Origin of the sequence: Methanocorpusculum petauri, assembly GCF_026891975.1 — an archaeon.
Taxonomy (GTDB): domain Archaea; phylum Halobacteriota; class Methanomicrobia; order Methanomicrobiales; family Methanocorpusculaceae; genus Methanocorpusculum; species Methanocorpusculum petauri.
Map to the genome: position 1 here is coordinate 31,557 of NZ_JAPTGB010000010.1, position 17,682 is coordinate 49,238.

Consider the following 17,682-nt stretch of genomic DNA (forward strand, 5'->3'; position numbering starts at 1 on the left):
TTCACCTTAGTGTTTGATATCCTGAACGGCGGAATCATGAATATCATGCGTCCCCATCTCAGGATTTTTAATTATTCGTAGTACTTCATGAATGACATCAGCCATCGCAACACGGCTTGGAGTCTGACCCCGGGTAATTCCGGTTACAATCCCCATGACTGTTCCTTTCGTCCTGATTTTATCAGGTTTGGGCATGACATATGCGGTCTTGACGCCTTCCCGTGCAAAGTCCTCAAAATCAACCGGGGCCTGGCAGACAACAACGGCGTTGACGCTGCATTCCTGCAGGATCTTCCGGGATTTGTGGACCACATGGGATCGAATGTTTCCGTGGTGAAGAACGGCAACTTTGTGACGTTCTATCTGTTCAATTTCGCGATCTAATATGCCGAAGTTGGAGCCGAGTGCAACACCGCCGATTTCTGCGTCCGGCGGGACTCCGCTGCCTGCGTTCAGCACCAAGGTACTTACGCTGTATTCTATCCCCTGCTGCCGCAGTGCTGACGTAATATCGCAGACAGGTTTTGTTATATGTCTCCTGCCGGGAGACATTCCCACGATGATGACGTCAGGATTTTTACATTCAGAGATGGTTCCCCTCTGAGCAAGAGAGCCTCCCTTGCCCATACCCATACTCTGTCTGCAGTCAACCAGTTGTGTTACACGTCCAAGAGGCATTATTATCTGTTCCCCTGAAGGATGATCGGGCGTTGTTTGCTCTTTGGATCGGCCATGCCGAGAATGCGTTCGTCCTCGACAATACCATATTTTGCATAATCGGTTGTTGTCATATTAGAACGCATATAGATGCCCTCGGTGATCCCATACGGGAATTTGTCGGCAAAGACCTCATCACATACCGCTTTGATATCAGGAATCATAGACGAATCTTCCAGTTCAAGGAGGATTGTTCCCACCTGAACACCGAGTATGTACTCTTCCCCGCAGATCTGAATGGCTCTGCGGTAGGTAGTAGGATTCGCAGCACCGCGGGCCGGACCGTATGGTACGGTTGCGGGAATGCTTGGGCCATTTAAGACTAAACGGCGGATTCCTCCTGCTTTGAAGAGCCGGTCAAGGAGAATCTCGACGGTCTCGGGATTCAGGAATCGCATCGGGACGATTCTCAGCTGTGGATATGTTGGTTCTGTCATTCTTTGACCTATCCGTCGTGACGGAAGTTTTTACAGGCTTAAACAGCCTTTGCAATTGCCTGGATCGGGCGGGCGAACTCTTCGATCTGACCGAAGGTATCACCGTAAACTTTTGCGGTGCCCTCCGGGGAGAACATCTGAGTACCTGCATCAAGTGCACATGCTGCAACGATACAGGGCATACCGACACCTGCTGCGTGACGGGTCACGACGTGGTTGCCGTTGAAGATACCCGGTCCGCCTCCGCCATAGATGGAGTGGCTGAAGAAGGAGAAACCGACTGCGACACCCATGGTTCTTCCGAAGTCAGATCCCGGAAGACCGGTTTCGTGTTCAAGAAGATCGTTGAAGTACAGCAGAGTCGAAGAAACTGCCTGTGCGAAACGTCCTGCACCACAGTTGACCATGGTTGCAGCGAGCGTTCCTGCAGATGCATATGCATTCCACATCATCGGGTCCTTGGTCTCGTACGCCTTGAAGGTTGCACTGCCGGCACCCTGGGTGATGATTTTATCCTCAACTGCACGCTCGACAAGAGACTGGACAACAGTACCGACGGTACCGGACTGGCCGTTTGCCTTGACAAGGTCGTAGACGATGTTGTTTGCATTCAGACCCTGATAGGCGTAGAGCAGAAGCTGTGCACGCTCAAACGGACCGATTGCAGAGCCCATCTCAAACTGACCTGCCTGCTCGAAGGTGGAAGCGAGTGCTGCACCCTGCATTGCATTGCGGTGGGTCATCATAACAGACTGGTTTGCCGGAATGTTACGAAGTGCGTATCCGAGGGACTCGTTGTTCTGCGGGATGGACATGATCATGGAACAAGCTCCGCCTGCCATATCCATAGTAACCGGGTAGGAACCGAATGCTGCTGCCTTGACTGTGTTTGCATTGAACATGTCAATGTTGAACTGCTCGACAACTGCATAGGTGGTTGCCGCTGCAACGGAAGTAAGTGCTGCATCATACGTTGCTGCACTTGCGATACGTGCGGACGGAACCTTGACTAAGAGAAGTTTACCGCCGTTGAAGCGCTTGACCTCGGTGTCGTCACCTGCTTCTACAGAGACATACTCTTTGATCTTTGCTTCGATTGCATCAATGTTGCCGACGATGTCGAGGTCGAGTTCACGACCGAGGATCTGCTGGTGTTTGCCGATCTTTCCGGTCTTGAGTCCTTCCTGCATACCGCCGAGGTTGACTGCGACGGTTCTCTTGGTGTCGTCAATGATCTTCTTTACTGCCGGGTTGACCAGCGGGCTGATCTTCTCGAGTGCGACATTGCTCTTAAGGAGCTTGCCGTTGTCGTCATAGAGATCAATGACATCCTTGTATTTTGCCATAATTTTTCCTCTGAATAATGTTTTTCATTGGCTTAGCGCCACATGCAAACTGGCATGTGCCGCGTGATTTTCCGTTACTTTCACTGAATGATACTGAAATTGCTAATAGAGAATTGATGTTTGGGTCAGTGACGGTTGTTTTGGCACAATTGCGTAAACGGTTCTGAGACGAATATCCAAGAACGTTCACACGTCCCCCTCTCGGGACATTGAAATGTATCTTTGTGTCTGGATATAAGTATTCTCTTTAATGAGAGAGGAGAACTGTATTCGCTTTGTTTGCGGGATAGAGTCAGCAATTTCGAAATTTGTAAATAGATCCGGGAAATTGTCGGGAAAGTTTTCGTCAAGTGTGACGGGGCATCCTCACAGGTAATACTTTGTGCGTTTGACAAATGACATGATGACAAACAGTGGTGCGCTCTCGGAATTTACGGATAGTTTGACCGCGCACAGGAAAAAAAGAGATTTATTTCCGGTACAGGACAACTCCTGCAAGGAGAGCCAGAGGAACAAGGAGACCCGGCAGGGGTGACTGGGTGGGAGCAGGTATCGGTGTCCCGGTGGTTGGTTTCGGCGTTGTTCCGGTTGTGGTAACAGCAGGAGTTGCCGCAGTGGTCGGCGGGACAGTGGTCGCAACAGTGGTGACGGTAGTTGTAGGAGGAACAGTTGTTTTGGTCGGGGTGGGGTTGAAGGTGATGACCAGTCCCGGATCAGTGACATCATTATAATCCATGGTGATGGAGTTGGATTTTTCCGCGTAGTTGTGGAAGGATGCAGGCTCGCTCCACTCGGCATAGATAGTAGTGGTTTTACCCAGATCTTTTGGCCGGAACGATTGAGTCGTCAAAACCTGAGCACTATTCATAGCAATGTCGGCAAAGCTGTTACCCGAGACATACGTAGTCTGAGAACCGTCCGCACCTTTGAAGACGACGTTCACTTCGGCGCCAAGACCGCTCGGACCGACATGCGGCGAGTTGATCTTGATTTGGTAGGACTCAGTGTCAAGGAATCCCCACTGCTGTACAGAAGAGACGCCGTCTTTTGCAAGAACGATGTCAATGGAGAGGTCAGGGTAGTAGATCATGACCGTGCCGAGTTTGGTTCCTGAACTGTTAACAGCATCCCACGAACCGGTGTAGCTGCCGACAGATGCGGCGAGTAGTTCAAAGTTTTGCGGATCCTGAACAGTGATGGTGTTGAGGACGTTGTTGTTCGGAGTGTACTGCAGTTGTGTGGTTTCGGCAAGATCACCGGTGAACGTTATCCCGTTCTCGTACACAAAGATGGTACTGCCGGAGGAGACTTCACGGGCTGCCACAGGGGCCGCGACAAGGCTGACGGCAAGAAGGCCGATCAGCAGGATCAGAAGAATGCGTTTTTGTTGCATGAGACATCCCTCAGGAATATAATGTGTATGTGCGTCGTAAGGGCATAGAGTGTTTGCGGAACAGGATCAGGTGAAGGAAATTTTATTCGTATAGATCAGTGTCTCACTCCCGTCTCGGAAACGGCCGGTGATCATAATAAAATGCTTCCCGGTTACACCTTTGGCAAGACCGGAGTAGGTAACATAGGCAATCGTGTTCCTGACGGATACCTGACGTGTTTCCTGATCGGCAGGAATTACAACACCATCAATGTGCAGCGTGATAGAGGTAAGGAACGATGCATCGTACTCCGGATAGATGCTGACAACAACATCGTTTCCCGAGAGCATCAACTGAACATTAACTTCTTTGTCGCCTTCAAGAGACACAACGGTCTCCGTCAAAGCATAGATGCCGACACCCACTAAAAGCACAATAATACAGATGACTACCAGAATAATGAGAACCACAGAACCGCTGCGGGCATCGGAAGACGTACGATATGCCGCAGATACAGCGTTGATCATCATAGGAAAACCTCTGCAGAATTTGCAGGGTGCACACCCGGATGCCCCGCTTGACATCCACACAGAAAACAATCGTACATGCAACAACCCCTAATTTGTGGGAAAAACAGCAATTCCACACCATTCATGCGAGGTCTGCGGGGGGGGGGGCAAAAACCAATATTTGAGCTTTAAATCGCAAAATAATTGATTATTAAACGATTTTTCACCTATGACAATGTGTAGACAATATCTATAGTACACCACTTCGACCTCCACACACCGGACAGAAAAAAAAATCTGACAAGCGAGTCGTATCTTATATTCTGCTGGATGATCATTTAAAAGAATAGTACTGTAACCAGACCTGCACGGGCGAACGTCTTATGCCGACCAACAGCCAACATACATACTCACATGCTCCGGTTTGCAATCCTCGGCCATAAAGCCACAACATCTCCAGACTTTTCCTTAAACGACATGCCGGGAGGTGCAGGAAGAATGGATGTTCTCTGCCGCTGCATCAACAGCTCTTTCTTCCTCAGTCATGACCTCCGCCGCGACACAGAATGTTATCTGATCCTCGAAGGAGGAGACCCGCACAAGACACTCCGGTTTTCCGGTGAAACGATCCGGTCACTGAACCCTGACGAGCGGAGTGCGGGAGCACTGATTAAGAAAGGATTGAGTACTCCTGCGGAACCGGAGTTCAAGAAAGCAGCAGACGGAATTGCAATCCGATCGGCAGGTCTGGCAGAACTTTTGCAAGAATTTTCGTTTGCGGTTCTTGATGAGAATGGCGAGGACATCCGGAATGCAGAGACATTGCCGGAGAATTTTATCTTAAGTGATCACATGAACTTCACCGAGGAGGAAGAAGCTCTGCTGAAAGATCTCCCGCGGTACTCGGTCGGCCCCCGCGTACTGCATGCAGACCACACCATTACCGTGATCTTAAATGAGTTTGATCGGAGGAAGAGATCATGACGGACATTCTTGAAACAGTTCATCAGATTCTGGAGTACGGCGACATCTGCGATCATTGTCTGGGAAGACTGTTTGCAAAACGATCGTTCGGCTTAACAAACGAACAGCGGGGACATGCACTGCGGATTGCTCATGCGCTCGCCTACAATATTCCGTTCGTCCCCTACGAAAAGGGTACCTGCTGGATTTGCAACGATCTCTTCGACAGTGTTCCTGTGTGGGCAGAAAAAGCTGCCGCTGCCATGCAGGATATTGAGTACACAACATTTGTGATCGGTACCCGCGTCCCGCCGATGATGACGGAATCAGAAGAGATGATCTGGTCCGATCTCTCTCTGGAACATCCTGAACCGATCAAATCGGAGATGAACCGCGAGGTAGGCAAAGCAGTGTCCTCCCTTACCGGAAAGAAAGGAGATCCGAAAAATCCGGAACTCACCGCTGTTCTCAACATCGCCGATGACTGTGTGGAACTGCAGATTGCATCCGTCTACTTCTACGGCAGATATCTCAAATATGAGCGGGGAATCCCGCAGACACACTGGGACTGCCGCGCATGCCGGGGAAAAGGCTGTGAAAAGTGCAACTTCACCGGCAAGCAGTATCCCACCTCAGTAGAAGAACTGATTGCGGAGATGCCGAAACAGATGTTTTCGGCGGACAACGGAGTTTTGCACGGATCCGGCAGAGAAGATATTGATGCCCTGATGATCGGAACCGGCAGACCATTTGTGATGGAGATGCAAAATCCAAAAATCCGCAACGTAGATCTGCGGGAACTGGAATCTGCGATTAATGCATTCGCCGCACCCCGGGTACAGGTAAAACTTGAACGATGGTCCGACAAAAAAACGGTGGAAATGCTTAAATCACACAAAGGGCATAAAACATACAGGATTCTGGTCGATATAGACGACAGTATCTCTCTTGAAACAGTCCAGAATGCGGTATCAAAGCTAAAAGGGGCTTTGATTCACCAGCGCACGCCTGAACGTGTAGCTCATCGCAGAGCGGATCTTGTCAGAGACAGAACGGTCGTTGATATCAAGTGTCTCGGAATAGAGAAGTCCCTCTACCGCATCGAGGTTGTGGGAGAAGGCGGACTCTATATCAAAGAACTCGTATCAGGAGACGGGGGCCGAACAACCCCGAGTCTCTCTGAAATCCTCGCCGTCCCCGCCAAAGTTGTCGCGTTAGACGTGGTGCAGGTCGACGGAATTAATAATGGAGATGAGTAAAAATGGCAAAACATAACGGTATTAAGAAACGGACACGGTATAAGCTTCAGAAGGGTCTTCGTGAGCGCGGAATGCCGAACGTAACCTCGGTCATCCAGCACTTTGAAGAGGGGCAGAAGGTTCACATCGTCATTGAGCCGAGCGTACAGAAAGGCATGCCGCACCCGCGTTTCCACGGCAAGACCGGAACGGTTCTTGGCCAGCGCGGTCGCGCCTGGCTTCTTGAGATCAAAGACGGCAATGCAACCAAAGTGATCATCTCCCGTCCGCAGCACCTCAAGGCGCAGAAATATTAACCCCCAAATACTAATTTTACATTTACTTCAGGAGTCACAGGCATGAAAGTGAAAAAAGTTATCAGCGAAGAAATGATGTCGCTGCCGGAACTTCGCGAGGTACTGATCTCAATTCGCGATCAGCGTGCCGGCGGAGACGGTGAGACGGAAACGTCTGCACGGACGATGTCGTACGAGCTGCGCAAGAGTATCGATCATGCCGACAGTCTCGGAAAGTGCAATCCTGCAACCGCAAAAGCTCTTATTGATGAGTTGAACGGTCTTGAAAAGATAAGACCAGAGATTGCCTGCCGGATTGTCAATATCATGCCGGAGAGCCGCGACGAACTTCGTGCCATCTACGCAAAGGAGCGGTACACACTTCTTCCGGAAGATCTGGACCAGATCCTTGATATCCTCCGCCAGCATGCGTGAGTGAGGTGCAAGTTTATGCCTCCAAAAACCGAGAGAGCCGACAAGAAAGAAGTCGAAGCTGTCGTTTTAGATTTTCTTCAGTGGGGATATGCTGACGACAAACGCCCCTTAAACCAGCGGGAGCCGGTTATCCTTGCGGTTGGTACCGACCAGTTTAAGCTGCTGGAGCTGATTCCGAAACGCAACTTTGCCATCAATCTGCATGACAAGGTCTACATCGGCGATGGCGAGCGGAAGGTTGTTGAGCGGGTGAAGCGCCGGATTTCCTATGATGAGCTGACCAATACGGCGAGAGGCGAACTTGAACCAGTGATCTCAATGATCATTGCAGAGAGTGAGCCGCGGTTCGTGAAGTTCTATAATGAGGCGGTGCCGATCAGTCTGAAACTGCACATGCTGAACCTCCTTCCGGGTTTCGGGAAAAAGACGCTGACAGATACACTGACCGAACGACAGAAAAAGCCGTTCGAGAGCTTTGAGGATATCCGTGCCAGGGTGAAGACTCTTGCAAAACCTGAAAAGTTTATTCTTGAACGGATTATGCTGGAGCTGGAAAATCCGGACGAGAAGTATCACCTCTTCACGTCAAAATGAAGGCTCCCAAAGATCAACATTTTTTGGTAGATGCACAAGCCGTTGCGCTGATTGCAGATACAGTTCCGGTGTCCGGCAGAAAAGTCCTTGAGATCGGACCCGGCGGCGGTGTACTGACCGCAGCTCTGCTGGGTCGTGGTGCAGTTGTCCGGGCAGTTGAACTGGACGGAACACTGCTGCCAAATCTCCAACGACGATTTTCCGATCAGATTGCATCAGGCCAGCTGGAGATTATCCGCGGTGATGCATCAAAGGTGCCGCTGCCGGAGTTTGAACTCGTGGTAGCAAATCTTCCGTACTCAATCTCGTCGAAGATTACGTTCCGGTTGCTGGAAATCGGTTTTGAATCAGCAGTACTGATGTATCAACTGGAGTTCGGAAAACGGATGATTGCACCCCCGGGCAGCGGCGAGTACGGAAGACTCTCGGTGATGGCTCAGACGTATGCAGATGTGGAAATGGTTCTGGAACTCCCGCCTGAAGCGTTTTCTCCGCCGCCTGAGGTGTGGTCAATTGTGGTGAAAATTACACCGCATGAACCGCCGGTGCCGATCCGGGATCGCAGCGTGCATGCCGTACTCGTCAGAGAACTATTTTCCCACCGGCGGAAAACGATCCGAAACGGTCTGCGCAGCATGCGAAGTATCTATGGTGAATCAGTGATGACAAATCTTGTTGAAAATCTTCCGGCGGAAATGCTTGAGATGCGACCGGAGATGTTATCGGTTCCGGACTTTATTAACCTTGCAAACAGATTGTCTGTGCTGATTCCATGAAACCAGATACATCACAGATCTATTTTCCGGCAGAAGACACACATCTGCTGATCCGGGCAGCTCTTGCAGAGGTGAAGGAATCGGATCGGGTTCTGGAGATCGGAACAGGCTCAGGCGCGGTTGCCAAAGCAGTAATGGCAATTGCACCACAAACAGCGGCAACGGAAATCAATCCGCATGCGGCAGCATACGCCGCAGCAGAAGGTGTACCGGTTATCCGGGGAAACCTGCTTGATCCGATCTGCGGTGAGTTTGATCTGATTTTATTTAATGCACCCTATCTCCCGACAGTCCCTGAGGAGCGGATGGATGACTGGCTTGAGTTTGCACTGGACGGAGGCGAAACCGGCCGTGAGGTGATTGAATGGTTCCTGCCTGCAGCAGTTGATCGACTCACAGCATTCGGCAGAATTCTTCTGCTGGTCTCCTCAGCCACAGGAGTCCCGGAGCTTCTTGCGCTGTGCAAACAGTACCAAATGATAGGGATTGTTGCAGATTCAGAGCGGATGGAAGATGGTGAGGAGTTATATGTCCTGCGCATCTCGCGGGATCTCTGTTGTATGGGAGATAACAGTAACCCGAACAGAAAAGATAAGTTATCAGGAACACCATTGTGTTGGTATGACAACGCAAAAAATTGAGTTTGGCGTTTCCGGCATGCACTGCGGAGGATGTTCCGGTCACCTGACAACGATGCTATCGGAACTTCCGGGTGTTACGGAGGTAAAGGTTGATCATGTTGCAGGTACCGCTTCGCTTTCGGTTGACTACGATCAGACGACATTCGAGGATATTACAGAATGTGTTCTGGATGCAGGCTTTGAAGTCGTATCCGGTTCATTGAAAAATCTCTGACCATTTCTTTTTTGTAACATCGTGCCGAATCCGACAAGTAATTACGCGAGTATGGTAATAATGGTAGGATATGGCCAGAACACTATCCGAGCATGATATTGCACTGCTGTTAAAACTGGCACCGGAGTGTGATACACTGATCTGCAAAGGATCAGAGAATGCATACCGTTCTATTCTTCCGCCGGTGGCAAATCATTATGCAAAGGATGCGGACGATTTCGCGGTGCGACTGAATCGTCTGACCGACGAGGAGTTTGTAGCTCTCGTAGATCTGATCCGGGAGGGAAAAGAGGGCATCAGCTGCATACCGGAGGAGTGCGCAGAAGTTTTGATTGAACAGGCACTTCGCCGTGTGGGGCCGGAAGCAGGGAACGAACTGTACGCTCTATATGAGGCAGGAACCCAGTGCCTGTGAGGTACATGGCTGAAATTATTTTTTTGCGTACTTGGAAAAAAGCATCGTGAAATATTCTCACGGCAGTAACATTCGCGCAATCAAAATAAAAAAATATTTTTTGGCCGGAAGGTTCACCAGAACGATTTAGTTCTTCTTTGCAGAAACAATTGCCATAACCGATTCGGCAATGGCAATGACCTCTTCCTGACTGAATGTTTCGGAGTTGATGACAATATCATACGGCGAGGGATCGGTGATATCAATCTCATAGTACTCCATGTAGCGTGCTGCCTCGCAAGCTTCACGATCAATAGTGGCGGCGCAGGCCTCTTCGGGAGTGAGACTTTCCCGTTCGGCAATACGTTCGGCACGGCAGTCAGGAGATGCGTAAAGCAGAATTTTCAGATCAGCGTTTTCCACCATCCACCCGGCAAGACGTCCTTCCAGGATGATATCATCGCTGGCCTCACCAATCTCTTTTTGCCGGGCATCGATTTTGAGATCGATCTCGGGATTTTCCTCAGCAAGTCTGCCGAAAGCGGCGAGATCCATTCCATGTTCTTTGGCAAGGCCGCGAAAGACCTCGCCTGCGGAAAGATACCGGAGATTGTGTCTCTCGGCAAGTGCTTTACCAAGCGAGGTGGTCCCCGAACCGGGTGATCCGCTGATCGTAATCCTCATCAGTTACATGCCTCCGATATTGAGGGCTTTTCTGATGACCTGACTAACGGTAAGGGAACAAAGCATGTACCAGAGAATCCAGAGCGGGAAGAACCCGAGATAGACATCAAAGTAACTGGACAGTCCTGCAAACGGGAGAATGATAGCATTGCTGAGATCAGCATGTGCCATGGTCAGGTCGATGTTCTGCGGAATATGTTCAATCAGCCAGAAAAAGATAGGCACCGTCAGAACAAGGATGTAGGCCATGGGCTTAAACTGCTGCTGGCTCATCTCCATCTGTTCAGACATCATTGCCTGCTGGCGTGCCTGCATCTTTTTGATGGCTTTTTCATCGCCGGAACGCTGTGCCTCGCGAAACAGAACATTGAACTCCTTGAACTTTTCCTGATTTTCCCGCATCTTTTCATAGTCGATGGTGTACTTCTGAATGAGAGAGGAGTACAGACCCGTAAATGTTGCAAGGATTAAGACGAGTGCGAAGAACGGCAGACCAAGGGCAGCAAAGGGACCTACAATAATGTTCACAATGCCAGAGATGAATGCACGCGCTTCGGGCCAGCCGTAGAGGAGCATCATGCCGAACACTACGGCGAGCGCGATGTACATTCCATACTTTTTGCCGATTTCCATGAGAAGTTACCTCAGGGTTGCGGTAAGATCCTCGACGGCTTTGTCAAGGAGGAAATCAGCATTAACGATGATTTTGACGGTACATCCGGTAAGCATTGCATAGGATGCAGCAAAGGCACGGTTCATTTCCTGATGTTCAGCGATGGATTTTGCACCTTCCATATCGCGGACACGGCTTTCGTCAGACAGTCTGCGAACAAGAATCTGATCATTATCAGTCTCGACAAGAACAAGAACGTCAGGCATGATTGCAGTGATAACCCACTCGGGAAGACCTGCAAGATATCCGTTCGGAGTCTTGACGGAGGCGTGCGTATCGATGATGACATTCCCGTCAATTGCGGCGATCTTTTCTGCAGCGAGTTTCTGCAGACGCTTCTGAACAGTGCGGTCAAGTTTTCTCATCTGATCGCGGTCCTGCACAAGACCTTCCGCAGCGGCAACTTCGAACATGAAGCTGCCGAAGTTGATGTTCTGATAAGGTGTTCCTTCCGCAGCGATTTTTTCCATTGCGGTATTAATTACAGTTGTTTTACCGACACCGGGCACACCGGTGATGATGACCTTTTTTCCTGCCATATTGGATCACTTTTTCCTATGTGAGAATCGGTTAAAGGTTGGAGGGACAGGATAATAAATCTATTTTTCGAGAGGAGGGAAAACACAAACCAACCGGCAATTTCATTGGAATCAGGCAAATCTCAGCCGGGTATATCCGATAATTTCACGCATCCCGTCCGTAAACGTCCCTTCTGTAATTACCGTCTGCCAGCCCGTGACATCTTTTGCCATTCCTGCACACTGCATCACCTCCATAATCCTCACCGGCTCAAAGGAATAGTGTACATCCTCGCGGCCGTGAAAGTACACGTCCACTGAAGAAAGTGATGATGCCCGATCACCGCCCACAATCACGGCAACCACATCATCACCCGAAATCCGTACCATCAGATCCACCCCATTCGTGGAAAGTTCCGTAGCCGCCAGATTCTGTACCATGCTACTACCGACAAACACCAGCACGCCGACAACCGCGATCACCAGCACAACCACAATCGCAATTGAACCGGGAGAACCATGAGCAGCAGCTGCTCTCGCTCTCACGGCATCATCTCCAGTGGGTCAGCGCGGGTCGTTGTTTCCAGTTCGATACCCGCAACAATAAACCACGAATTATCAACCGGTTCCACATACATCAGCCGGACCTCCTGCTTCGCAGGATCATCAAGATCCACCAGAACGTTATACATCAGACCTCCGCCGCCCTGAGCAGAAAGAACGTACTGCCGACCGACTGACGCCCCGTTCGCATCCGTAAACCGGAAAACATTCTTCCCCACATCCCCGGGCACAAAAGCGTTCGCCAAAACATTCCCCCGCATGTCTATCACAGCAAGATCGGTAATTTTTCCGGAAGCCTCAGCAAGAAGTTGTGAAGAACCGCTGTTGATATCTGCAATCACCGCCTCCATGCCCGACTCCCACGCATACAATGTTGCATTCCGGGCAAGTGACGTAACATCGTGCGAAGTGAACGGAACAACCGGTGAAAGTTCCGTCTTTGCCGGAGTACGCAGTGTGATAAACCATGAATCATCAACCGGCATCACATAAATCAGATACAGTAATGCTGTTGTGGGAATCTCACCAACACTTGCCGGTTCATACTTCTGCATATACCCGCCGCCCTGCTGTGCAAGATGAATCATATTCCGAACCGTTGGAACATCATACGCATCGCGAATATTGATCCAGCGCGTCCCTGTATCACGCATAACACCGCTTGCCATGGACAGAACATTACCTTCCATATCATATGCGACAACGGCATGCACTGGATCCAGGCCCGCAAGATACACAAGCGTATCATCTTTCGAATGCGCCATCGCATACTGATAAAGCGCAATCGTTTCCTTCGTCATTCCCGAAACATCCGGTATAAACTTTGTATCCTCCGGGACCGACCAGGGAGAAACCGGGCGATCAACCAGCAGAATAATATTGTATCCCAGCAGATCAACCGTCTTCCACACAGTAATCCGCTCAAACACCTCAAGATACAGAGGCGTATATGCATGGAACATCGCAGCTCCCTCCGGCTGCGTCAAAAGCTGGTACAGGTGCTCACCATATATATTCCCAAGTTCCAGTGTTGGTCCGCTCACATCCCAACCTGCATATTCACCTGACGTTGCATAGAGGACGTAACCGTTAGAATCAATTACTGCTGTATCATACTCCGTCAACTCCGGGACGTACGCAGCAAACTCACGGAACAACTGATCGGAATCAAAGAACACACTCACGTATCCGCAATACACGTCATCAGACGAGTACACCGGCAAACTTATCTCCAACACATCCCCGTACTCCGGTACATAATACGGACCGGTATTCAGCAGATTCTGACCAGTAAACGAGGACGCATTATGATGGACATACACACCCGAACTTAGCTGCGGAATCATATCCGGTACAAAGATGGTATCATTTCCGCTCACCGGATAATATTCCAGAAGTCCTATCCAGGGATTATCCGCATAATATTCCCGAAGAAGATCAACAGTATCTGAATAACTTCCCGAAACTGTTCCAAGATTGTCCGCAAGAATATGGAAATCCTCATCAATTTGGACAAAACCTGCAGACACTACATCCGCATACCTATCCAGAACCAAAGCCACATCTTCCGGTGCTTCAATCAACATATTCTGGGAGCTCACGGGCTGCTGCACACATCCGGCACACCCGAGAACCAGGCACAGAGTACACAAAACTGCACACAGCATAAATGACAAATAACACCATTTTTCTCGCATAGTATTTGCAACACCACACACAGTAATGAAAATTATTAGCTATTCTATTGGCAGGAAAAAAACATAAATTCTTTTAAACAGGATCAAAAAAGCAGAAAAAGAAAAAATGAAAATTATTCTTTGCCGCCGAAGAAGCCCCGCATAAACGGATACATCTCCATGATCTGTTCGTTTGCGATCTGTTCATACAGACGGTAAACGATCGAGACCGTAAGCAGCAGACCGGTACCTCCCACAAATCCGATGATACCCAGCATGTTTGCAAGAATACTTAAGACTCCGATAAACACACCACCAATCACCGTGACACGCGGAATGTATCTGTCCAGATATCGCTCCAATACCGCAGGACTGCGGCGATAACCCGGGATCTGCATACCTGAGTTCTGAATCTGGCGGGCAACGTGTTTCGAGTCAAGACCTGCCGTCTTCACCCAGAAGATTGCAAACAGGGCACCTCCGACAATCATCACGATTGCATCAATACCCACACGGAGAGCAACCTCCCATGCTGCATGGCCGGCACCCGTAAACTGCGGGAGCCACCACATCCAGTCCTGCGGCTGGTTAATCGGCGCAAGATACCACATCAGACCATTGATCGGCGTAGAACCGTTGAACTCTCCAAAGATGTTGATTCCGACACTGGAAAGGAACATACCAATCATCTGAACGTTTGCCTGCAGCACACGCACCAGAATCATCGGAAGAACACTTGCATACACAAGTTTCACCGGGAACCGCGCACGGGCACCGCGCACATTCGCGTGGGCAAGTGGAATCTCCACACGTGTCGCCTCAACATACACAATAAGGAAGAACAACCCTATTGTCGTAAACAGTGCGAGCAGCTCAAGACCAAAGTACTCGATAAAGTTCGCACCGGAACCTATGACCTCAAACAATCGGGGGAAGAAACCCACTGCAAACTGATCTGTCGTAGACTCCCAGTTGAAGAAACCGTTTACGAGACCCTGGGCAACTCCTGCAACGATGAAGAGACCGACACCAGAACCAATACCCCACTTTGACACGACCTCATCCATGAATACAACCAGCAGGCCGCCTAAGCAGATCTGGAGGAAGATCAAGAACATCACAGCCGTAGCATTGCCGCCAAACATTGCAGCAACCTGCATATCAGGACTCATCCATCCGCCCAGCACATTCGGCAGAGCCTCAAGAATAATCATCACAAAGATCAGCAGCTTCTGCAGACCCATGTAAATTACCTGACCACGCTCATCGGAAGTATTGATCTTAATCAGGTCAGCACCACGAAGCAGCTGCAGTACGATAGATGCGGTCACAATCGGTCCGATACCAAGGTGAAGAATCGTTCCGGATGCACCGGCGAGTAACGCACGGTAATATTGGAAAACATCCAGAGAAGTTTCACTCAGACCAAAAACCGGAATGTTCGTCAGTATAAAATACAACAGCAGCACCGCGGCCGTCCACATCAGCTTGTTTTTGAAATGAACGTGACCCTCCGGTGGCCGAACGGCCGGCATCTTTGCCAGCAGTGGTTCCATTCGATCCAGCAGTTCTCCCATGAGTGATACACCAAAAATTTAAATTTAGGGGGTCAGCACCTGACCGCCCTGTTCCTGAACTTTCGCGACAGCACGCTCGGAGAAGCTCTCTGCGGTGATCTCAAGCTTGTGGGTTACACGCCCTCCGCCGAGAACCTTCTCAACACCAATCTGTGCGGCGTCAAGAATAATAACATCTCCGTTTTGTGTGGCAATACCGCGGGCAACAAGATCCGGGATCATCTGGTCGATATCACCGATATCAAGAACTTCATAGGTTACGGAGGTTTTGCAAACAAATCCGTGTTTACCCTCAGTTTTTCCAAGCAGATAGAACCGAGTGAAATTGTGGTCACGCCATCCTGCCTGTCCACGACCTCCGCGATTACCTGCACCACGGCGGTTTTTGTGGGTTCCCCCACCACAGGTGCGGGTTCCCCGGAACTTTGAACGCTTGTTGACTGGCATACTTTTTACCTCATCTTGATCAGAAGGTCGTTAATCTCCTTCCCGTAGTATCCCAGGGCACCGCCCTGATTGAACGTACGCTTTGTGGTCTTGTATCCCTTCCTTGGCGGGTGCATACGAAGCACCGGCTTGAGTTCGGGAACATCCTTCATCCGGATCTGACCACCTGCAAGAGCTGCTGCAAGTTCGGCAATACTTCCAAAGGAAGTCGCTTCCTTTACATACTCCTCGGTCAGCGGCTTGTTTCCGGTAAGTCGTCCACGGGTGGTAAGAATCGTCTCAAGCGTTGCTGCATCGACTTCACCGAACGCAATGTAGTCCTTAGCCTTCCGGATCATACCGAGGTACTCCGGAGTCTCCGGCACAAGGACACAGTGGTTGATGTGGTGAAGACGCAGCATCTTTAAGGTCTCCTTAATGTCGCGGCGGGTATTCACCACACCGCGAACCTGCACAACTGCGTACATTACTTCCGACCTCCGATACGAATCAGATTCGTTTCGCGAAGTGCATTATAGGTAGCCTTGGCGAAGTTGAGGGTAGTTCTCGTGTTACCACTCGTGTTGACCCACACATCGCGGATACCCGCAAGCGCCAGTACTTTCTTACCGACATCACCAGTCACCAGACCGATTCCCTTCGGAGCAGGCTTGAGAGTCACCGTAACGGAGCCAGCCTTACCGGTAACTTCCATCGGTACAGAGTGTTTCTGACCGCAGCCGCATTCCCAGGAACCGCATCCACGGCGAACCTTTACAATGTTCAGCTTCGCATTTACGATTGCCTTCTTGATCGCAGTTCCCACCTGAACATCTCTGCCCTGGCCAAAACCGATGTAACCATCCTTGTTGCCGACAACAACGACCGCTCTGAACTTAATACGGCGACCGGAGTCAGTCATACGCTGCATCATATCAATGCAGAGGACTTCGTCAACAAGGTCGGGAAGCATTGCATCAACAATACCTGCTTCCTTAATAGGGAATCCACTTGCAAGAATCTCATCGAAACTTGCAAAATCCCCGGCCATAACCTTCTTGCCAAGACCGGTGATGGGGACCCACTCTTCCTGTTCGTAAGCCATATTACTCCAGCTCCTTCATAATTGCGTCCTTTGCAGTCTCGACCTGAGAGACGATATCTGCATAGCGGTCATCATATTCTGCAATGTGGGCACCGTTGCAACGATCCTCGTCCGGGAGAATATCCTCACCGACCGGAACATCGAAACCTGCATCGACAGCTCCTTTCACTGCGGCAAACACACGTGCACCCGTAGACGCAACCTGCAAACCGATATCTGCAATTGCACCATCATATCCGGCTTTCTGGGCACGGACCGCAAACAGCATACCGGTAAGATATGCTGCAGGGGTGTTACCAAGGTAACCCTTGTATCCGTAGTTTACCAGTTCTCTGCTGTTCACGTGAACAAGCGTATAGTCGCCGTCCATCTGTGCAGCAACAAGCTGAATAATGATGTGGCGGTTCGTCTTCCGGATAACCATACGGTTTCTGCCGGAAACAATCAGCCGCTGGCGCTGGTAATAATCAGTCTTTCCTTCACGGCGTCTGCGGAACTGAACAAAGTATCTTCCATTCGTAGCCAT

At 50.1% G+C, this 17,682-nt stretch carries 24 protein-coding genes; 9 read left to right on the plus strand and 15 right to left on the minus strand.

What is annotated here, in order from left to right; genetic code table 11:
- Positions 1 to 6: 6 nt before the first annotated feature.
- The 5 genes from mcrC to O0S10_RS05570 all read right to left on the minus strand — a co-directional run bounded on the left by mcrC (position 7) and on the right by O0S10_RS05570 (position 4,403).
- A complete protein-coding gene (mcrC, locus tag O0S10_RS05550; RefSeq protein ID WP_268924906.1) occupies positions 7 to 678 on the minus strand; it encodes a methyl-coenzyme M reductase I operon protein C in 672 nt (223 codons plus the stop codon).
- Between the two features lie 2 nt (positions 679 to 680).
- Positions 681 to 1,154: a methyl-coenzyme M reductase operon protein D gene (gene mcrD / locus O0S10_RS05555; RefSeq protein ID WP_268924907.1), complete on the minus strand. Its 474-nt coding sequence runs from the start codon at positions 1,152 to 1,154 to the stop codon at positions 681 to 683.
- Positions 1,155 to 1,192: 38 nt separating this feature from the next.
- Positions 1,193 to 2,500 (minus strand): coenzyme-B sulfoethylthiotransferase subunit beta, encoded by a 1,308-nt coding sequence (gene mcrB, locus O0S10_RS05560; RefSeq protein WP_268924908.1) that lies wholly within the window; start codon positions 2,498 to 2,500, stop codon positions 1,193 to 1,195.
- A gap of 469 nt (positions 2,501 to 2,969) precedes the next feature.
- Positions 2,970 to 3,893 (minus strand): hypothetical protein, encoded by a 924-nt coding sequence (locus tag O0S10_RS05565; RefSeq protein WP_268924909.1) that lies wholly within the window; start codon positions 3,891 to 3,893, stop codon positions 2,970 to 2,972.
- Positions 3,894 to 3,959: 66 nt separating this feature from the next.
- Positions 3,960 to 4,403 (minus strand): hypothetical protein, encoded by a 444-nt coding sequence (locus O0S10_RS05570; protein ID WP_268924910.1) that lies wholly within the window; start codon positions 4,401 to 4,403, stop codon positions 3,960 to 3,962.
- Positions 4,404 to 4,796: 393 nt separating this feature from the next.
- Here O0S10_RS05570 and trmY point away from each other — a divergent pair, with 393 nt between their 5' ends.
- The 9 genes from trmY to O0S10_RS05615 all read left to right on the plus strand — a co-directional run bounded on the left by trmY (position 4,797) and on the right by O0S10_RS05615 (position 9,954).
- Positions 4,797 to 5,366, plus strand: a complete 570-nt coding sequence (gene trmY / locus O0S10_RS05575) for a tRNA (pseudouridine(54)-N(1))-methyltransferase TrmY (protein WP_268924911.1) — start codon at positions 4,797 to 4,799, stop codon at positions 5,364 to 5,366.
- Entirely contained in the window at positions 5,363 to 6,604 is a 1,242-nt protein-coding gene (locus O0S10_RS05580; RefSeq protein ID WP_268924912.1) for a tRNA pseudouridine(54/55) synthase Pus10, read from the plus strand. Before trmY ends, O0S10_RS05580 begins: the two co-directional genes overlap by 4 nt.
- A gap of 2 nt (positions 6,605 to 6,606) precedes the next feature.
- Positions 6,607 to 6,900, plus strand: coding sequence for a 50S ribosomal protein L21e (locus O0S10_RS05585; RefSeq protein ID WP_268924913.1), 294 nt, complete (start codon positions 6,607 to 6,609; stop codon positions 6,898 to 6,900).
- 42 nt (positions 6,901 to 6,942) lie between these two features.
- On the plus strand, positions 6,943 to 7,314 hold the full coding sequence (locus O0S10_RS05590; RefSeq protein WP_268924914.1) for an RNA polymerase Rpb4 family protein: 372 nt from the start codon (positions 6,943 to 6,945) through the stop codon (positions 7,312 to 7,314).
- A 15-nt stretch (positions 7,315 to 7,329) separates the two neighbouring features.
- Positions 7,330 to 7,908: a DUF655 domain-containing protein gene (locus tag O0S10_RS05595; protein WP_268924915.1), complete on the plus strand. Its 579-nt coding sequence runs from the start codon at positions 7,330 to 7,332 to the stop codon at positions 7,906 to 7,908.
- A gap of 23 nt (positions 7,909 to 7,931) precedes the next feature.
- Positions 7,932 to 8,684, plus strand: coding sequence for a 16S rRNA (adenine(1518)-N(6)/adenine(1519)-N(6))-dimethyltransferase RsmA (gene rsmA / locus O0S10_RS05600; protein ID WP_483869628.1), 753 nt, complete (start codon positions 7,932 to 7,934; stop codon positions 8,682 to 8,684).
- A complete protein-coding gene (locus O0S10_RS05605; RefSeq protein ID WP_268924917.1) occupies positions 8,681 to 9,325 on the plus strand; it encodes a HemK2/MTQ2 family protein methyltransferase in 645 nt (214 codons plus the stop codon). Before rsmA ends, O0S10_RS05605 begins: the two co-directional genes overlap by 4 nt.
- A complete protein-coding gene (locus O0S10_RS05610; RefSeq protein ID WP_268924918.1) occupies positions 9,306 to 9,539 on the plus strand; it encodes a heavy-metal-associated domain-containing protein in 234 nt (77 codons plus the stop codon). Before O0S10_RS05605 ends, O0S10_RS05610 begins: the two co-directional genes overlap by 20 nt.
- A 70-nt stretch (positions 9,540 to 9,609) precedes the next feature.
- On the plus strand, positions 9,610 to 9,954 hold the full coding sequence (locus O0S10_RS05615; protein WP_268924919.1) for a hypothetical protein: 345 nt from the start codon (positions 9,610 to 9,612) through the stop codon (positions 9,952 to 9,954).
- Positions 9,955 to 10,080: 126 nt separating this feature from the next.
- Here the strand turns inward: O0S10_RS05615 and cmk are convergent, their stop codons facing one another.
- From cmk to O0S10_RS05665, 10 genes are all read right to left on the minus strand, one after another.
- The gene (gene cmk / locus O0S10_RS05620) at positions 10,081 to 10,617 is read right to left on the minus strand and encodes a (d)CMP kinase (RefSeq protein ID WP_268924920.1); all 537 of its coding nucleotides are present in this window, start codon (positions 10,615 to 10,617) and stop codon (positions 10,081 to 10,083) included.
- 3 nt (positions 10,618 to 10,620) lie between these two features.
- A complete protein-coding gene (locus tag O0S10_RS05625; protein WP_268924921.1) occupies positions 10,621 to 11,250 on the minus strand; it encodes a DUF106 domain-containing protein in 630 nt (209 codons plus the stop codon).
- Positions 11,251 to 11,256: 6 nt separating this feature from the next.
- Positions 11,257 to 11,829 carry an adenylate kinase gene (locus tag O0S10_RS05630; RefSeq protein WP_268924922.1) on the minus strand — a complete coding sequence of 191 codons (573 nt, stop codon included), beginning with the start codon at positions 11,827 to 11,829 and terminating at the stop codon, positions 11,257 to 11,259.
- A 111-nt stretch (positions 11,830 to 11,940) separates the two neighbouring features.
- Complete coding sequence (locus O0S10_RS05635; RefSeq protein WP_268924923.1) at positions 11,941 to 12,354, minus strand: hypothetical protein; 414 nt, start codon at positions 12,352 to 12,354, stop codon at positions 11,941 to 11,943.
- Positions 12,351 to 13,958 (minus strand): cache domain-containing protein, encoded by a 1,608-nt coding sequence (locus O0S10_RS05640; RefSeq protein ID WP_268924924.1) that lies wholly within the window; start codon positions 13,956 to 13,958, stop codon positions 12,351 to 12,353. Before O0S10_RS05640 ends, O0S10_RS05635 begins: the two co-directional genes overlap by 4 nt.
- Before the next feature lie 224 nt (positions 13,959 to 14,182).
- Positions 14,183 to 15,625, minus strand: coding sequence for a preprotein translocase subunit SecY (secY, locus tag O0S10_RS05645; RefSeq protein ID WP_268924925.1), 1,443 nt, complete (start codon positions 15,623 to 15,625; stop codon positions 14,183 to 14,185).
- A gap of 24 nt (positions 15,626 to 15,649) precedes the next feature.
- Complete coding sequence (locus O0S10_RS05650; protein ID WP_268923333.1) at positions 15,650 to 16,072, minus strand: uL15m family ribosomal protein; 423 nt, start codon at positions 16,070 to 16,072, stop codon at positions 15,650 to 15,652.
- Positions 16,073 to 16,077: 5 nt separating this feature from the next.
- On the minus strand, positions 16,078 to 16,539 hold the full coding sequence (locus O0S10_RS05655; protein ID WP_268924926.1) for a 50S ribosomal protein L30: 462 nt from the start codon (positions 16,537 to 16,539) through the stop codon (positions 16,078 to 16,080).
- On the minus strand, positions 16,539 to 17,156 hold the full coding sequence (locus tag O0S10_RS05660) for a 30S ribosomal protein S5 (RefSeq protein WP_268923335.1): 618 nt from the start codon (positions 17,154 to 17,156) through the stop codon (positions 16,539 to 16,541). The genes O0S10_RS05655 and O0S10_RS05660 overlap by 1 nt, the downstream gene beginning before the upstream one ends.
- Position 17,157: 1 nt before the next feature.
- Positions 17,158 to 17,682, minus strand: a complete 525-nt coding sequence (locus O0S10_RS05665) for a 50S ribosomal protein L18 (protein WP_268924927.1) — start codon at positions 17,680 to 17,682, stop codon at positions 17,158 to 17,160.

Excerpts from the sequence above, each read along its gene's own strand:
- O0S10_RS05595 (WP_268924915.1), top strand. The coding sequence starts at position 7,330 with ATGCCTCCAAAAACCGAGAGAGCCGACAAGAAAGAAGTCGAAGCTGTC.
- cmk (WP_268924920.1), bottom strand. The coding sequence starts at position 10,617 with ATGAGGATTACGATCAGCGGATCACCCGGTTCGGGGACCACCTCGCTT.
- O0S10_RS05580 (WP_268924912.1), top strand. The coding sequence starts at position 5,363 with ATGACGGACATTCTTGAAACAGTTCATCAGATTCTGGAGTACGGCGAC.
- O0S10_RS05640 (WP_268924924.1), bottom strand. The coding sequence starts at position 13,958 with ATGTTGATTGAAGCACCGGAAGATGTGGCTTTGGTTCTGGATAGGTAT.
- O0S10_RS05660 (WP_268923335.1), bottom strand. The coding sequence starts at position 17,156 with ATGGCTTACGAACAGGAAGAGTGGGTCCCCATCACCGGTCTTGGCAAG.
- mcrC (WP_268924906.1), bottom strand. The coding sequence starts at position 678 with ATGCCTCTTGGACGTGTAACACAACTGGTTGACTGCAGACAGAGTATG.
- secY (WP_268924925.1), bottom strand. The coding sequence starts at position 15,625 with ATGGGAGAACTGCTGGATCGAATGGAACCACTGCTGGCAAAGATGCCG.
- O0S10_RS05615 (WP_268924919.1), top strand. The coding sequence starts at position 9,610 with ATGGCCAGAACACTATCCGAGCATGATATTGCACTGCTGTTAAAACTG.
- O0S10_RS05570 (WP_268924910.1), bottom strand. The coding sequence starts at position 4,403 with ATGATGATCAACGCTGTATCTGCGGCATATCGTACGTCTTCCGATGCC.
- O0S10_RS05625 (WP_268924921.1), bottom strand. The coding sequence starts at position 11,250 with ATGGAAATCGGCAAAAAGTATGGAATGTACATCGCGCTCGCCGTAGTG.
- mcrB (WP_268924908.1), bottom strand. The coding sequence starts at position 2,500 with ATGGCAAAATACAAGGATGTCATTGATCTCTATGACGACAACGGCAAG.
- O0S10_RS05565 (WP_268924909.1), bottom strand. The coding sequence starts at position 3,893 with ATGCAACAAAAACGCATTCTTCTGATCCTGCTGATCGGCCTTCTTGCC.
- mcrD (WP_268924907.1), bottom strand. The coding sequence starts at position 1,154 with ATGACAGAACCAACATATCCACAGCTGAGAATCGTCCCGATGCGATTC.
- O0S10_RS05590 (WP_268924914.1), top strand. The coding sequence starts at position 6,943 with ATGAAAGTGAAAAAAGTTATCAGCGAAGAAATGATGTCGCTGCCGGAA.
- trmY (WP_268924911.1), top strand. The coding sequence starts at position 4,797 with ATGCTCCGGTTTGCAATCCTCGGCCATAAAGCCACAACATCTCCAGAC.
- O0S10_RS05665 (WP_268924927.1), bottom strand. The coding sequence starts at position 17,682 with ATGGCTACGAATGGAAGATACTTTGTTCAGTTCCGCAGACGCCGTGAA.
- O0S10_RS05585 (WP_268924913.1), top strand. The coding sequence starts at position 6,607 with ATGGCAAAACATAACGGTATTAAGAAACGGACACGGTATAAGCTTCAG.
- O0S10_RS05605 (WP_268924917.1), top strand. The coding sequence starts at position 8,681 with ATGAAACCAGATACATCACAGATCTATTTTCCGGCAGAAGACACACAT.
- O0S10_RS05630 (WP_268924922.1), bottom strand. The coding sequence starts at position 11,829 with ATGGCAGGAAAAAAGGTCATCATCACCGGTGTGCCCGGTGTCGGTAAA.
- O0S10_RS05655 (WP_268924926.1), bottom strand. The coding sequence starts at position 16,539 with ATGTACGCAGTTGTGCAGGTTCGCGGTGTGGTGAATACCCGCCGCGAC.
- O0S10_RS05610 (WP_268924918.1), top strand. The coding sequence starts at position 9,306 with ATGACAACGCAAAAAATTGAGTTTGGCGTTTCCGGCATGCACTGCGGA.
- O0S10_RS05650 (WP_268923333.1), bottom strand. The coding sequence starts at position 16,072 with ATGCCAGTCAACAAGCGTTCAAAGTTCCGGGGAACCCGCACCTGTGGT.